The following is a 13784-nucleotide window of genomic DNA, read 5'->3' as shown; positions in this document are numbered from 1 at the left end:
CTCTTCGAGTCAGCGACGCACCCGCCGCCTGCGGCGGCGATGGAGGCGGGAAGAGGGCCGTGGAGCGCGGCGCGGCGACGATGATCCACGAAAAACAGGGGAAGAAACTCGTCCTCTATCCCTGGAGTCCTCCCCGCGAATTTTCTCGCGGACGACTCAACATGCAGGGGCAGAAAGTAGGGGAAGAACCTTCCCCTACTCTCAGTGGCCTGGTGGCTCGCTGACGTGGCCCGGTCGCCTGCCCTTCGAACACCTCAGGGAGCGGTGGGGGTGGTGGACGCTTATGTGCAGGTCAGAGCGCTAGTCACCGAACTCTGCGGATCAGCGGCCCAATCGCGATCGTGGAGGCGGGAAGAGTCGTCCGAAACGGCCAGATCACACGATCACATCGCCACCCCCGTCGGATGTCTGTACGCCTCAGCCCGGCCACGTGCACTGTGCATTTGACTGGGCTCCCAGGTACAGATTTCCGCAGTTCAGGAGGCCGAAGACAGTACTCTTCGAATCAGGGAGCGGTGGGGTTGATCGAGCATCTCAGCGAGCGGGTCGCAGTCGTCCGCGAACAGCGGTACGCGGCTGGACCCACGCTACGGTGACCTCGCCGCCGTCGGAGAGCTCTCGCCATCGAGCGTCGAAATCGTCGAAGCGATCGAAGATCCGTTGCAGGAGTTCGGGTTTCACGTCGGCGTCTTCTGTGCGGCCGGGCCACGCGGGGTCGGGCGCGGCGAATCCGCGTTCGACCTCCCACAGCGCGAAAGTCAGGGATGCCAGGTATTCCGAGCGTTCCATGTCCTCGACCTGACCGGCAGTCGGCCGACGCGGACGGCGGGCGGCTTTGCGTCGTTCGGCGGGATCGGCGGGCCAGAACAACCCGTCGAGGCCGTTGGCGTCGTAGAGCCTGCCGAACACTCCACCCGACAGGGAAGCCTCGATCTCGACGACCATGTGGGCCGCATCGTGCGGAATGCGTGAACGACCACCCGGACCCCGGCGCGGTGCCAGCACGGGCGGCTTGTCTCGCGTAATGCGAACGTCGTACCCACCGGCACGTTTGACGAAAGACACCTCCACACGGCGATTATCGACGCCGGGGAGGCCGTGAGGCCAGTGGTTTTCTAGCCGCTGTAGGCAGGCAGACGCACGCCGTGCGCGGCGAGCCACGGTACGGGGTCGATCTTGGTGACACCCTGCTTCCACACCTCGAGGTGGAGGTGGGGGCCGGTGGAGAAGCCTTCGTTGCCGACGAGGGCGATCACGTCGCCTGCGGTCACGTGCTGGCCCTTGCGGACGAGGACGCCCGACGAGGACATGTGGCCGTACATGGTGACGGTGCCGTCGGCGGCCTTGATCTGGACCCAGTTGCCGTAGCCGCTGGCGGGCTCGGCGGCGATCACGACACCGTCGGTGACCGCGTGGATCGGGGTGCCCAGCGGGCAGGCCAGGTCGATGCCGCCGTGCATGGAACCCCAGCGCATCGCGTAGAGCGAGGTGAACTGGCAGCTGCCGGAGGCGAAGTTGACGGGCTGCGCGAACATCGGGCGTCGGGCGAGTGCTTCGCGACGGGCCTCGTCGGCTGCTGCTGCGGCGCCGACGGCGAGTTGCTGCCCGAACCCGTCGGTGTCGGGGCTGGCGGTCGACGCGGCGACACCGGGCCCCAGATCGCTCGTGGCGCTCGTATCGGAGACGTTGGCGGCCGGACTGACCGAGGTGCCGTTCGGCTCGTCAGCGTTGCTCACCTGGGTGACCGCGGCGACGGTGGCGCCGGCGGCGATGGCGAAGAGGGCGGCGCGGCCACCACGCAGGGCGGTCGGCGGTGCGGCGACGCGATGCTTGCCGCCACGCTTGGTGCGCGATCCCTGCGGGTTGCTGCGGAACGGCTTGTCGTCGGTCTCGACGGCGAGGCGACCGGGGTCGTCGGAGAGGATGTCGGGGCGGGCGCCCTCGAAGTCGAGCGGCTCGTCGTATTCGTACTCGTCGAACTCGTGCTCGGGGATCAGGATGTCCTGAGTGACCTCGGAGCGGCTCGGACGGTAGTAGGGCTCCCAGGTTGCGGGGGTCCACGAGTGGTCGGTGGTGGAGTCGATAGCGGTGTCGTACTCGTCGATGGGGATGATCGTCGTCATCTCCTCGGCGGCGAAATCGTCGAGCCCCGGATACGTCGTCGTGCTTCGTGACCGGGTGCGGGCCGATCCGCGGGAATACGCTTCCGCCAAATCGTCCACCTCATCTCTTCGCTGCAGCGGATTTCGGAATAACGTTCCGTAACCCTTTTGTGACCATGTCTGGGAGCTGACGGTAACGAAATGATTGCGGCAAGTCCAACGCTGCGCGCAAGGTTCCTGCAATTATGTGAGTTGAGTCACAGAACCATTGCGATGTATGCCCTATCCTAAAGAACCACTTCGTTACTGTGGATGTCGCTCCCTGTTGTTCTCCGACGTCAGCGATCTATTGGAGCACCCCGTCGAAACGTGTTCATCGCCGACCCCGGAATGCCGACCGAGCGAGTGATCTGTCGCACAAGCGCAGGGTGCGGTCACGATGGCCATATCCGGCAGGTTTAGAGTCCGATATGGCCCGCGTTACACACCCCCGCGGTGTTACATCCCTCTGCGCGGGCAAACCTACGAGATGGTGAGCTGAATGGATCTCTTCGAATACCAGGCGAAGGAACTGTTCGCCAAGCATGGGGTTCCCACCACACCCGGGCGGGTGACCGACACTGTCGCCGATGCACGGGCGATCGCCGAAGAAATCGGCAAGCCTGTGATGATCAAGGCTCAGGTCAAGGTTGGTGGACGTGGAAAAGCGGGCGGCGTGAAGTTCGCCGCAACCCCTGATGACGCACAGTCGCACGCCGAGAACATCTTGGGCCTTGACATCAAGGGCCATGTCGTCAAGAAGTTGCTGGTCGCCGAGGCCAGTGACATCGCGGAGGAGTACTACATCTCCTTCCTGCTCGACCGCGCCAACCGCACCTACCTGGCCATGTGCTCGGTCGAGGGCGGCGTGGAGATCGAGGTGACGGCCGAGGAGAACCCGGACGCCCTCGCGCGCGTGCCGGTCGACGCCGTCACCGGTGTGGACCTCGAATTGGCCCGCGAGATCGCCGAGAAGGGCAAGCTGCCCGCCGAGGTGCTCGACTCGGCCGCAGTGACCATTCAGAAGCTGTGGGAGGTCTTCGTCGCCGAAGACGCCACCCTGGTGGAGGTCAACCCGCTGGTCCGCACCCCCGACGATCAGATCCTCGCCCTCGACGGCAAGGTGACCCTCGACGAGAACGCCGACTTCCGCCATCCCGATCACGAGGCATTCCACGACAAGGACGCCACCGATCCGCTGGAGCTGAAGGCCAAGGAGAACGACCTCAACTACGTCAAGCTCGACGGTGAGGTCGGCATCATCGGCAATGGCGCCGGACTGGTCATGTCCACGCTCGACGTCGTCGCCTACGCGGGCGAGGCACACGGCGGCGTGAAGCCGGCCAACTTCCTCGACATCGGCGGCGGTGCGTCCGCCGAGGTGATGGCCGCCGGTCTCGACGTCATCCTGGGCGACGAGCAGGTCAAGAGCGTGTTCGTGAACGTCTTCGGTGGCATCACCGCCTGTGACGCGGTCGCCAACGGTATCGTCGGTGCACTGGGCAAGCTGGGCGACGAGGCCAACAAGCCGCTCGTGGTGCGCCTGGACGGCAACAAGGTCGACGAGGGACGCAAGATCCTGGCCGATGCGAATCACCCGCTGGTGACGCTCGCCGAGACGATGGACTCCGGCGCCGACAAGGCCGCCGAACTGGCGAGCAAGTGAGGGATCAGAACCAATGTCGATTTTCCTGAACAAAGACAGCAAGATCATCGTGCAGGGCATCACCGGCGGTGAGGGCACCAAGCACACCGCGCTGATGCTCAAGGCGGGCTCCAACATCGTGGGCGGCGTCAACGCCCGCAAGGCCGGCACCACCGTCGCCCACACCGCCAAGGACGGCTCCGACGTCGAGCTGCCCGTCTTCGGCAGTGTCTCGGAGGCCATCAAGGAGACCGGCGCCGACGTGTCGATCGCCTTCGTGCCGCCGAAGTTCGCCAAGGACGCCATCATCGAGGCCATCGACGCCGAGATCCCGCTGCTGGTGGTCATCACCGAGGGAATCCCGGTGCAGGACAGCGCCTATGCGTGGGCCTACAACGTGGACAAGGGCACCAAGACCCGCATCATCGGGCCCAACTGTCCCGGCATCATCACCCCGGAGGAGTCGCTCGTCGGCATCACCCCGGCCAACATCACCGGCAAGGGCCCGATCGGGCTGGTGTCCAAGTCGGGCACCCTGACCTACCAGATGATGTACGAGCTGCGTGATCTCGGCTTCTCCACCGCCATCGGCATCGGCGGCGACCCGGTCATCGGCACCACCCACATCGACGCCATCGAGGCCTTCGAGAAGGACCCCGAGACCAAGGTCATCGTGATGATCGGCGAGATCGGCGGCGACGCCGAGGAGCGCGCGGCCGACTACATCAAGGCCAACGTGTCCAAGCCGGTCGTCGGCTACGTCGCGGGATTCACTGCGCCGGAAGGCAAGACGATGGGTCACGCGGGCGCGATCGTGTCCGGCAGCTCGGGTACCGCGCAAGCCAAGAAGGAAGCCCTCGAGGCAGCGGGCGTCAAGGTCGGCAAGACGCCGAGCGAGACCGCCAAGCTGGCTCGCGAGCTGTACGAAGCTCTCTGAGCTCACACACGGAACTCCCATCTACACACGAGATCCCGTGTGTAGATGGGAGTTTTCTGTGTGCGATGGTGCCGCCCTACGCGCTGACGGAGGAGCCCGTGGCGTCGTCGGCAAGGGTTATGCCATCGGTTGCGGCCGCCAGTCGAACGTCACGTGCGTGTCATTCAGCATTACCCTGGCCAGAGCGCCCGGTTCGGAATGGGACGCGCCCCAATCGCCGATCACCGCGAGGTCCATCCCGGCGACGAACTCGCGCCGGGCATCGTCGGGAATCGCCAAGATCTGCCCGGCGAGTGGGGAACGAATCGTCCGGGCACCCGGCGAGGTGAAAGGTGATTCGGGGCGTTTGACGCTGATCGACACCAGTGCCTGTCCAGGCCTGACCTGATGGCCGACACGAACATGCCAATTGATTGCGGTGATGACTGGGTCGACTTCCGGACCCGGGTAGCCATATCCGTATTCGATTGGTTGCAAACGGATTTGGGGAGCTATCACGCGGAATGCGGTAGGTGGGTGAACGTCGGCGGTGCCGGTCATGCTCTGCACAAATGAACGGCAGTCCGGAAAGCGCGCCTCGGGGTCCTTGTGTAGCGCGCGCGTCAGCGCTGCGTCGAGCTCGGCGCGATCTTGGTCGTCGCCGAGCTCGCTGATCGATGGTGTGGGCGCCGCCATGACCGCGTTCAGGGTCGCCAAAGCAGAGTCGCGCAGGAATGGGCTCCGGCCCGTCAGGAGCTCGAATACCAGGCAGGCCAATGAGAATTGGTCGGAGGCCGGTTCGATGGCATCGTTCAGCGCTTCGGGTGCCGAATACGCCAGAAAGCGTGGCGTGCAGTGCCCAGCGGCATCGTCGCCGGAACCGACGCGGTTGTCGGACTCGAATCGTCGCAGCTTCGCTCGGCGGCGTGCGCGGTGGACGCCGAGGAGCACGGTCTCCGGTCGCACCGCACCATGAATTACCGAGTATTCGTGGGCGTGGTCGAGGGCCGAGGCGACATCGGTGGCGATTTGAGTCACCTCCGATAGTGATCGCGGTCCCATCAAGTCAAGAAATGAGCCCGCTGACTCGTCGGCTTCCCAACGAGTTGTCACCCAGACGTGTTCGCCGCCCGAGCCGTGGTCGAGAATGCCTGTGATGTTGGGGTGGTCGAATCGCGATACGGCTCGGATTCGCTGGACGATTCGTTCACGGTCGGACTCACTGTCGCACCGCCACGCTCGGATCATCTCGGGCCGATCCAGAGTCGGATGTATGCATCGAGCGACGAGTTGGGTGTCCGTCTCCGAGACAATCTCGACTATCCGACGGCCGGCGAGAAGTGCCCCGGAATCCATGCGCACGCAGCCTCCGATAGTTGTTCGTGAGGCGACTATAGGTCACACGAAAGCGCTTCGTGGCGAGCGCGGGTCTGCGGGGTACCGCCGTCGGTCCGACATGGACGTGGTCGACGGATCACAAGTTCGACATGTCCACCGCCGGGCGTTCACCGCGTGCGATGCTTACCCGGTGAGCAGCGACGCGCCCCGTGAGGCGAAGATCGCCACCGGTGCCGTGGCAGTCGGGATCAAGGGTGTCGTGGCGTCTGCCGAGGCGGCACGATCGGTGGGCCGTCAGCTATTGCGTCTTCCCGTGATCGGACCGGTGGGGCGTCGGGGGGTGGACCGCCTGGCCGCCGAGGGCGACCGTGTCATCACCGATGTGGTCCCGGTCCTCGTCGACCGCGTCCTGAAGCTCGTGGTCGCGGTGATCACGGTTGTCGTCGCCGAACTTGATCTGACGAAGCTCGTCCAAGAGCATGCGGATCTGAACGCGATCGCCGGTGACCTCGACATCAACGCCATCCTCGACCGCGTCGACCTCAATGCGGTGATCGCCGAGCGGGTCGACCTCGATCGGGCCATCAAACTGGTCGACCTCGACGCCGTCGCGGGCGGACTCGACATCGATGCCATCCTCGCCCGCGTCGACCTGATCGGGCTGGCCGAGGAGATCATCGAGGGCGTCGACCTGCCCGACATCATCCGTGACGCCAGCACCTCGGTCACGGCCGACGTGATGACCGATGTGCGCAGTACCTCCGAGCGGGCCGACGACGCGGTGGCCAACGCGATCGGACGTCTGCTCCGACGCAAGGTGGAGGCTCCCGATGAGTGACACCGCCAACGACGAGACGCCGGTCGTCCCGCGACACCCGGTAGTCCACGGTGTCGTGCACGACCGCGACAAGAACGCCGGCATCGTGAGCCGAGGGATCGCGGCGGGATTCGATCTCGGTGTGGTCGGCGCGATCCTGGGGAGCGGGTACCTCGGCCTGATGCTGATTCGGTTCATCCTCAGTGTGCAGAGCTTCACGTTTGCCCAACCGAACCTTTTCTTCACTGCGAGTGGCTTCCTGGCCGTGTCGGTCCTGTACCTCGCCACATGCTGGGCCGTGTCGGGCCGCACCCTCGGTTCGGTCGTGATGGGCCTCCGCGTGGTCAATCACAAGGGGGTACGCATGCGTCCGATCGGCGCGCTGCTGCGCGCCCTGATCTGTACCTTCTTCGCGATCGGGTTGCTATGGGTGGCAGTCGATTCCCGACGCAGGTCGGTCGCCGACGTCATCCTGCGCACCCGGGTCATCTATTCGCGCTGAGCCGTGGTAGCACAAGTGCTACCATAGAAAAATGAACACCGTTGGACTGCGAGAATTGCGCCAAGATGCCTCGGAGTTAGTTCGGCGCGTTGAGGCCGGCGAGGAGATCACCATCACGGTCTCCGGTCGTGCGAGCGCGAAATTGGTTGCCGCAGCACCACGTACATGGCGACAGTGGGCCGACGTCGAGTCACTGTTCGCCGGCCCGGCCGATCCCGACTGGGGAGTGGATCGCGAGGCAGTAGACCACGAGATCGCAGACCCATGGGAACGGAATTGAGGGGCATCCTCGACACCAGCGTCGTGCTCGCCACCGACCTCGAACCCATCGCCGGCGAGTTGGCGCTGAGTGCGATCACGCTGGCGGAGATGCACTTTGGTGTTCTGGTGGCGAAGACGTCCGAAGTGCGTGCAGAGCGACTGCGCCGCCTGGTGCTGATCGAGAAGGCGTTCGACGCATTGCCGGTCGATGAGGCGGTGTCCGCGAGCTACGGGCGGATCGCGTCGGCGGTCGTCGAACTCGGGCGGCAGCCACGCGCGCGATCGATGGATCTTCTGATCGCGGCCACCGCGCATGCGCACGACGCGCGTCTCTACACGCGCAACCCGTCCGACTTTGCCGGGCTCGACGATCTCGTGGAGGTTGTGTCGGTCTAGGTTTCAGCAGATCTGCCGGTTCAGCGTGGCGCCGTCGTAGGTGACGATGATCCGAATGCACGTGCGGGCCGGCGCGTATACCGCCGGTGTGAAGAACTGTTGCGGCGCAGCCGAATAGGTGGGTGAGGATTTCCATCCGGAGGCCTGCGACCAGATGCGGGCGCTGCCGTCCATGCCGCCCGGAGTGGCGACCTCGAGCCAGTTGTATCCCGACGGAGACAGGTACAGGATCACCACGGCATTGCCCATCGACGTCCGCCAGACGGGTGGCCCGCCCGCCGGGAGGGGCGCCGATGTCGGCGTGGTGGTCAGGGGTGGTGGCGGCGGTTGTGACACTGTGGTCGATTGCGTCGGGATGAGCGACGGCGTGGTGAGCGACGCGGCCGCCGCCTCATCACCCGACGTGTCGTCGGACGAACCGGTCGCGAGGAACCAACCACCGAGGCCGAGTAGAGCGACCACGAGAAGCGCGATCAGGCCGCTCAGGATGTAGATCGACGTATTCGACCTTCTTCGTGGGGGCGGCGTCGGCATCGGCGCGATCGGCGCACGGACCGTGTGTGCCACTGGGGCGGGAACGAATTCGGTGGTGGCGATTCTGGTCGGGGCTTCCGCTGCCGGTGACCGGGTCAACGCGCGCCGGGCGTCGGCCACCAGCGCAGCCGAATCGGGATACCTTTCCCGCGGATCCTTCGCCATGCCTCGCCGGATCACCGCATCCAGTGGTGAGTTCAGTGGTGCCGGGAGCCGCTGAAGGTGGGCGGAGATGATCTGCTCCGGGTTCGTCGACGTCGCGAAAGGTGCCTGACCAGAAAGGCATTCGTACAGGACGCCGGTCAATGCGTAGATATCGGCGGCGGGCCCGGCGGCGTCGTCGGTGAACCGTTCCGGAGCCATGTAGCGAAACGACCCGATCACATACCCGGCCTGCGTGAAACGAGTGTCCGCCTCGGCCATGGCCAGGCCGAAATCGACGAGGTACGCGAAGTCATGTCGATCGACGATGATGTTGTCCGGCTTGACGTCCCGGTGGGTCAGGCCGGCCTGATGCGCCGCATCGAGGGCGCCGCCTATCTGCTCGACGATGTGCACGGCGCGATGGGGTTCGAGTGGGCCGTCGTCGGCGATCACCTGTCCCAGATCGCGGCCCGTCACGAGTCGCATGTCGATGAAGAGTTGCCCGTCGATCGAACCCCAATCGTGGATGGGGATGACGTGCGGATCATTCAGTGACGCAGCGACTTGGGACTCGCGGATGAACCGGTCGCGAGCGGCCGGGTCGTCGCTGACGGAGCGATTGAGCAGTTTGATCGCGACGGTGCGACGTCGACGGGTATCTGTTGCGCGGTATACCTCGCCCATCCCGCCTCGACCGAGCAGCTCCTCGAGTTGGTACTGCCCCAGCATCGTGCCTGCACGGTCGGCGACTGGCGAGGACATGGCGCGAGGATTCGATTCTGTTCAGCGGTAGACAAAGCGGGAATCTCGGACATTACCAGTCGCGAATGGCGACGGCGATTGGTCGATCGGACGACATTGCGGCGACTCTGCCGGCCGTGGGTCCCCGCAAGTCTCTGAGTCAGTTCTCGCTGACTGCCTTGAGTTTCGCGAGGCCCTTCTCGAAATCCTTGCCGAGGAGCTTGTCGAAGAACCCGAGCGGGGCCGCGACACGACTGAACAACGAATGCGGGCCGGTCATCGTCCAGGTGACGGCGGTGCGAGCACCGTCTTGGGTGAGTTTGAAAACGCTTGTGCTCGTGGACTTCATCGGCTTCTCGAACACCACCTTGATGTCGACACGGCCGGGCTCGTCGGCGCGCAGGATCTCCATCTCGCCCTTGCCGGCCTTGCGATTTCCCGACCACGCATACCGTGCTCCGACCCCGCTGTCGGCACCCGAGTAGTCGCGCTGCAACTCGGGGTCGAGCCCCTCCCAGGGTGACCATTCGGTCCAGCGATGGAGATCCACGATGCGTTCATAGACGGCGTCGGCCGACGCGTCGATGGTGGTGGCGCGGCTGACGGTGTAGGTGTCGGACATGGGTCTACCGTAGGGGAGTGGACGAGGGGCGGCGAGTACCGGCAGTCGGGGCGGTGATCGTCGACGACGCGGGTCGCCTGCTGCTGGTGTTGCGCCGCAACGATCCTCAGGCCGGGCGCTGGAGTCTTCCCGGCGGGAAGGTCGAGCCCGGCGAGAGCATCGTCGCGGCCGTCGAGCGAGAGGTCCTCGAGGAGACCGGGCTCGTCGTCGACGTCGGCGATCGGGCGTGGCTGGTCGACATCCCGTACCGCCGGGGCGACGCCGCGGAGGCCATCGTGTTCGAGATCCACGATCATTTCGCATCGGTACGGTCGGGCACGTTGCGGGCAGGCGACGACGCGGCCGACGTCGGGTGGTTCACGCCGGAAGAGCTGCGCACCGCGCGACTCACGCATGGGTTGCTGGGCTACCTCGAACGCGCCGGTGTCGTCGGGAAATGACCTCTGCCTTACGCGACTTTGTAGCAATTGATGGCGCCCAGCGCTTCCTATTGCTACAGATCCACACCACCATGTCGGCGGTTCGCTGACCTGAGCTCACACGGGTGCGGTCGGGTCGCAAGAGTAGGGTGCCGAGGGAGACCAAAGGAGCGCCATGACGGAACTGTTGCCCCTGGATCCCGACCAATTGCTGACCACCACACGGTCGGTCCGCAAGCGACTCGACCTGGAGCGGCCCGTTCCCCTCGAGCTCGTCGAGGAGGCGATCGAGGTGGCTTTGCAGGCGCCGACCGGGTCCAACAGCCAGACCTGGCATTGGATCGTGCTCACCGACGCGGACCTCAAGAAGCGGGTCGCCGAGCTGTACGCGAAGTCCTTCGCGACGTACTACGCCAACCAGGCGCCGCGTGATGAGACCGGTAAACGCGTTGCGTCGAGTGCCCAATACCTGGCCGACGTGATGGGTGACGTCCCGGTATTGGTGATCGGGGCGATCTACACGGGTGGTGAGCTGCCCACGGGCAACCAGGCCGGAGTCTGGGGTTCGCTGCTTCCCGGTGCGTGGAGCCTGCAGTTGGCGCTGCGTGCGCGGGGCCTGGGTTCGGCGTGGACCACGTTGCACATCGAGTACGAGAAGGAGATCGCCGAGTTGCTCGGGATTCCGTCGACGGTGCACCAGGGCGTGCTGCTGCCGGTGGCGTACACCAAGGGAACCGATTTCAAACCGGCACCGCGCAAACCGCTCGACAAGGTGCTGCACGTCAACGGTTGGTGAGTACGCCCGATGCCGCGCGCAGATGCCGAGTCGGCGCCACGTCAGACGCGTCGTGAACAGGCCAAGGCGGCCCGCCGCACCGAACTTCTCGAGGCGGCGGCCCGGCAGATGGCCGAACGCGGCTTCTCGTCGGTGCGTCTCGAGGACATCGGACGTGCGGTCGGCGTCAGCGGCCCCGCCATGTACCGCCACTTCGCGTCGAAGACCGACTTGCTCGACGAGATGCTCGTCGACATCAGCGAACGCTTGCACGACGGCGGCGCCGAGGTGGCTGCGCGCGGTGCAGCGCCCGCCGACACCCTGCTCGACCTGATCGGTTTCCACATCGATGTCCTGGTCACCAAACCCGACCTGATCGTCGTGCAGGATCGCGACCTGTCGTCGCTCACGCCGGCCGCCAACCATCGGGTCCGGTCGTTGCAGCGGCGGTACGTCGAACAGTGGGTGGACGTGGTGCTGGCCGACGCCGCCGAGCGCGGCAGGACTCTCGACCGCGACGAGGCGCGCGTGCGTGTGCACGCGATGTTCGGCTTGCTCAACTCGTCGCCACGATTGCCCGACTTCCCGGAGCATCAGTTGCGTGCACTGCTGACCGCCATGGCGACCGCCGCACTACAGGTGAATGTGGCGAATCCGCTTGGATGAACTTGCCGCGCAGGGCTACGAGTTCGGCCTCGCACGCCTATAGTCTTGCGCCATCGCCGCACCAAGGCCGGCGTTCGACGAGGAGAACAGCGTGAATCCAGGTGATCCGAACCATCCGGCAGGGCAGCAACAAGGTGCAGGGCCGACGGGGCCGCCATCCGGAGCATTTCCTGGGAGCTCGGATCCCACATCGTTCGTCGGCGCCAACGTGCCCGGGACGCCTCAGGGGCCGGCCAGTGGACAGATCCCGGCGCAGGGTGCGTGGGGCAACCCCTACGATCCCCAGCACAACCCCAACCAGCCGTACGGCCCCAACGCCCCGTACGGCGCGTGGGGTCAACCGCCGATGGCGCCCGGTCCGCGTCCCGACATCTCACTCCTGCTCGCCCTGGCGTCGGTGGTGGCCGGCCTCGTCACCTACTTCATGGGGTTCGTGTCCTGGATCAGCGTGGCGAGCGGGGTGGAAGACGAGGCAGACAAATGGAGTGAAGACCTGGCCAACGGGGACCGGGGCGTACCCGGCTTCTTCTCCTATGAGATCGTGCTCAACCCGGGCAAGTTCCTGATCCTGCTCGGCGCGGTCGCGGTCGCCACGACTCTCGTCCTCGTGCCGAAGTACCGAAAAGCCTTGCCGTTCCTCGCCGTGATCGCGACGGCAGGCTGGCTGGCCCTGTTCGCAGCCGCGCTCGTGGTGCCGCCGGTCGTCGAGTTGGGCGCGGGTGCCATCGTCGCCCTGATCTTCGGCTTCTTACAGGTCGCGCTGCTGTTGGGTGCCGCGTTCCTCTTTGGACTGAAGAAGGACGACCCCAAGCCTGCCTGACCATCCCTTGACCGAATCAGCGCGCGGCCCATCGGATTCCGATCCGTTGGTCCGCGCGCTGCGTGCTGCAGGGAGTGTCTTCGCGGAGGACGAGGCGGAGTTGCTGCGCGACGACGCGGTGGATTCCGATCAGCTCGCCTCTTGGTGCGCACGACGCGTCGCCGGTGAACCCCTCGAGCAGATCCTCGGGTGGGTGGGCTTCGGCGATCTGCGTTTGGCCGTCGGACCGGGAGTCTTTGTGCCACGACAGCGTTCGCTGTTGCTGGCGCACGCTGCACTTGCCGAGGTGCGCGAACGGACGAGGCCGACGATGCTCGAGCCGTACTGCGGGGTCGCCCCGATTGCGACGACGGTGCGGCGTCGAGCCGACGACGCGGTGGTGCATGCCACCGACGTGGACGCGGTTGCTTTGTCGTACGCGACGCGAAATCTGGAAGACCCGGCCGCGGTTCACCGTGGTACTGGACTCGCGGGTCTGCCCGAAGCGTTACGCGGCCGCATCGACGTGATCGCCGCTGTGCCGCCCTACGTGCCGGATTCGGCAATCGACACACTCCCACACGAGGCTCGCGACCACGAACCGCACGGCGCCCTGCTCGCCGGACCCGATGGGCTGCAGCATGTTCGCGACCTCGTCCGCGAATCCGTCGAGTGGCTCACACCAACCGGCGTGGTGCTGATCGAGATCAACCACGCTCAGTTCGACGCCGTCGCCGATCATGCAGCGACAGTGGGCTACCGCGCCGCGGCGATCGTCGGCGACGACGGACAGACGGTGCTCGCGCGGCTGCACGCCAATACCTCCTGATCCTCATGCCGCGCCGCGCCGCGCTCCTCGCGCCGCGCTCCTCGCGCCGCGCTCCTCGCGCCGCGACCTTACCGCCGCCTGAGGTGCGACGAGCGCTAGCGAGGAGCCTCGAAGGCCTGGTGAGACATCGATGTCACCTCGCCAAGGGCTAATGGGGGTGGATCGGTTCCCGATGGGATGCTGGTCCACTGTGAGCCTGCCCCGCCGGTGACCACTATGACTAGGGCTGAAACCACGTT

Annotated in this window: 16 protein-coding genes; 11 read left to right on the top strand and 5 right to left on the bottom strand. The window is 65.6% G+C overall.

The features are described 5' to 3' along the window. Window positions 1-534: 534 nt before the first annotated feature. On the bottom strand, window positions 535-1071 hold the full coding sequence (locus ACWDTF_RS24280; protein WP_240856336.1) for a hypothetical protein: 537 nt from the start codon (window positions 1069-1071) through the stop codon (window positions 535-537). Between the two features lie 44 nt (window positions 1072-1115). After that, the gene (locus tag ACWDTF_RS24275) at window positions 1116-2222 is read right to left on the bottom strand and encodes a M23 family metallopeptidase (protein WP_240856337.1); all 1107 of its coding nucleotides are present in this window, start codon (window positions 2220-2222) and stop codon (window positions 1116-1118) included. A gap of 421 nt (window positions 2223-2643) precedes the next feature. Here ACWDTF_RS24275 and sucC point away from each other — a divergent pair, with 421 nt between their 5' ends. Together sucC and sucD are read left to right on the top strand one after the other, a co-directional pair. Then, window positions 2644-3807 carry an ADP-forming succinate--CoA ligase subunit beta gene (gene sucC / locus ACWDTF_RS24270; protein WP_449755206.1) on the top strand — a complete coding sequence of 388 codons (1164 nt, stop codon included), beginning with the start codon at window positions 2644-2646 and terminating at the stop codon, window positions 3805-3807. Window positions 3808-3820: 13 nt separating this feature from the next. Then, the gene (sucD, locus tag ACWDTF_RS24265) at window positions 3821-4723 is read left to right on the top strand and encodes a succinate--CoA ligase subunit alpha (protein WP_449755205.1); all 903 of its coding nucleotides are present in this window, start codon (window positions 3821-3823) and stop codon (window positions 4721-4723) included. Between the two features lie 117 nt (window positions 4724-4840). Here sucD and ACWDTF_RS24260 read toward each other — a convergent pair whose 3' ends face one another. Continuing rightward, on the bottom strand, window positions 4841-5950 hold the full coding sequence (locus ACWDTF_RS24260) for a serine/threonine protein kinase (RefSeq protein WP_449755207.1): 1110 nt from the start codon (window positions 5948-5950) through the stop codon (window positions 4841-4843). 280 nt (window positions 5951-6230) lie between these two features. On the opposite strand from ACWDTF_RS24260, the gene ACWDTF_RS24255 reads away from it, so the two are divergent. The 4 genes from ACWDTF_RS24255 to ACWDTF_RS24240 are packed head-to-tail and all read left to right on the top strand — an operon-like array spanning window position 6231 to window position 8016. After that, a complete protein-coding gene (locus ACWDTF_RS24255) occupies window positions 6231-6878 on the top strand; it encodes a hypothetical protein (RefSeq protein ID WP_355275363.1) in 648 nt (215 codons plus the stop codon). Further along, window positions 6871-7359: an RDD family protein gene (locus tag ACWDTF_RS24250; protein ID WP_433258391.1), complete on the top strand. Its 489-nt coding sequence runs from the start codon at window positions 6871-6873 to the stop codon at window positions 7357-7359. The genes ACWDTF_RS24255 and ACWDTF_RS24250 overlap by 8 nt, the downstream gene beginning before the upstream one ends. Window positions 7360-7390: 31 nt before the next feature. Then, window positions 7391-7639: a type II toxin-antitoxin system Phd/YefM family antitoxin gene (locus ACWDTF_RS24245; RefSeq protein WP_240856342.1), complete on the top strand. Its 249-nt coding sequence runs from the start codon at window positions 7391-7393 to the stop codon at window positions 7637-7639. Then, a complete protein-coding gene (locus ACWDTF_RS24240) occupies window positions 7624-8016 on the top strand; it encodes a type II toxin-antitoxin system VapC family toxin (RefSeq protein WP_240856343.1) in 393 nt (130 codons plus the stop codon). The genes ACWDTF_RS24245 and ACWDTF_RS24240 overlap by 16 nt, the downstream gene beginning before the upstream one ends. A 3-nt stretch (window positions 8017-8019) precedes the next feature. Here ACWDTF_RS24240 and ACWDTF_RS24235 read toward each other — a convergent pair whose 3' ends face one another. Both ACWDTF_RS24235 and ACWDTF_RS24230 read right to left on the bottom strand, forming a co-directional pair. Continuing rightward, window positions 8020-9456 (bottom strand): serine/threonine-protein kinase, encoded by a 1437-nt coding sequence (locus ACWDTF_RS24235; protein ID WP_449755204.1) that lies wholly within the window; start codon window positions 9454-9456, stop codon window positions 8020-8022. Window positions 9457-9595: 139 nt separating this feature from the next. Continuing rightward, window positions 9596-10057, bottom strand: coding sequence for an SRPBCC family protein (locus ACWDTF_RS24230; RefSeq protein WP_449755203.1), 462 nt, complete (start codon window positions 10055-10057; stop codon window positions 9596-9598). A 17-nt stretch (window positions 10058-10074) separates the two neighbouring features. Here ACWDTF_RS24230 and ACWDTF_RS24225 point away from each other — a divergent pair, with 17 nt between their 5' ends. The 5 genes from ACWDTF_RS24225 to ACWDTF_RS24205 all read left to right on the top strand — a co-directional run bounded on the left by ACWDTF_RS24225 (window position 10075) and on the right by ACWDTF_RS24205 (window position 13545). After that, window positions 10075-10497 carry an NUDIX hydrolase gene (locus ACWDTF_RS24225; protein ID WP_449755202.1) on the top strand — a complete coding sequence of 141 codons (423 nt, stop codon included), beginning with the start codon at window positions 10075-10077 and terminating at the stop codon, window positions 10495-10497. Window positions 10498-10651: 154 nt separating this feature from the next. After that, window positions 10652-11272: a nitroreductase family protein gene (locus ACWDTF_RS24220; protein WP_355275373.1), complete on the top strand. Its 621-nt coding sequence runs from the start codon at window positions 10652-10654 to the stop codon at window positions 11270-11272. 9 nt (window positions 11273-11281) lie between these two features. Next, window positions 11282-11917, top strand: a complete 636-nt coding sequence (locus tag ACWDTF_RS24215) for a TetR family transcriptional regulator (protein WP_433258398.1) — start codon at window positions 11282-11284, stop codon at window positions 11915-11917. Window positions 11918-12125: 208 nt separating this feature from the next. Then, complete coding sequence (locus tag ACWDTF_RS24210) at window positions 12126-12737, top strand: DUF5336 domain-containing protein (RefSeq protein ID WP_374246141.1); 612 nt, start codon at window positions 12126-12128, stop codon at window positions 12735-12737. A 7-nt stretch (window positions 12738-12744) separates the two neighbouring features. Further along, window positions 12745-13545, top strand: coding sequence for a N5-glutamine methyltransferase family protein (locus ACWDTF_RS24205; RefSeq protein ID WP_240856350.1), 801 nt, complete (start codon window positions 12745-12747; stop codon window positions 13543-13545). Window positions 13546-13784 lie beyond the last annotated feature (239 nt).

The organism is Gordonia sp. NPDC003422 (genome assembly GCF_053588675.1).
Note: the sequence above shows the minus strand (reverse complement) of the source record. Positions and strands in the feature narration are given on the sequence as shown.

Excerpts from the sequence above, each read along its gene's own strand:
- sucC (WP_449755206.1), top strand. The coding sequence starts at position 2,644 with ATGGATCTCTTCGAATACCAGGCGAAGGAACTGTTCGCCAAGCATGGG.
- sucD (WP_449755205.1), top strand. The coding sequence starts at position 3,821 with ATGTCGATTTTCCTGAACAAAGACAGCAAGATCATCGTGCAGGGCATC.
- ACWDTF_RS24260 (WP_449755207.1), bottom strand. The coding sequence starts at position 5,950 with ATGATCCGAGCGTGGCGGTGCGACAGTGAGTCCGACCGTGAACGAATC.
- ACWDTF_RS24250 (WP_433258391.1), top strand. The coding sequence starts at position 6,871 with ATGAGTGACACCGCCAACGACGAGACGCCGGTCGTCCCGCGACACCCG.
- ACWDTF_RS24245 (WP_240856342.1), top strand. The coding sequence starts at position 7,391 with ATGAACACCGTTGGACTGCGAGAATTGCGCCAAGATGCCTCGGAGTTA.
- ACWDTF_RS24240 (WP_240856343.1), top strand. The coding sequence starts at position 7,624 with ATGGGAACGGAATTGAGGGGCATCCTCGACACCAGCGTCGTGCTCGCC.
- ACWDTF_RS24235 (WP_449755204.1), bottom strand. The coding sequence starts at position 9,456 with ATGTCCTCGCCAGTCGCCGACCGTGCAGGCACGATGCTGGGGCAGTAC.
- ACWDTF_RS24230 (WP_449755203.1), bottom strand. The coding sequence starts at position 10,057 with ATGTCCGACACCTACACCGTCAGCCGCGCCACCACCATCGACGCGTCG.
- ACWDTF_RS24220 (WP_355275373.1), top strand. The coding sequence starts at position 10,652 with ATGACGGAACTGTTGCCCCTGGATCCCGACCAATTGCTGACCACCACA.
- ACWDTF_RS24215 (WP_433258398.1), top strand. The coding sequence starts at position 11,282 with ATGCCGCGCGCAGATGCCGAGTCGGCGCCACGTCAGACGCGTCGTGAA.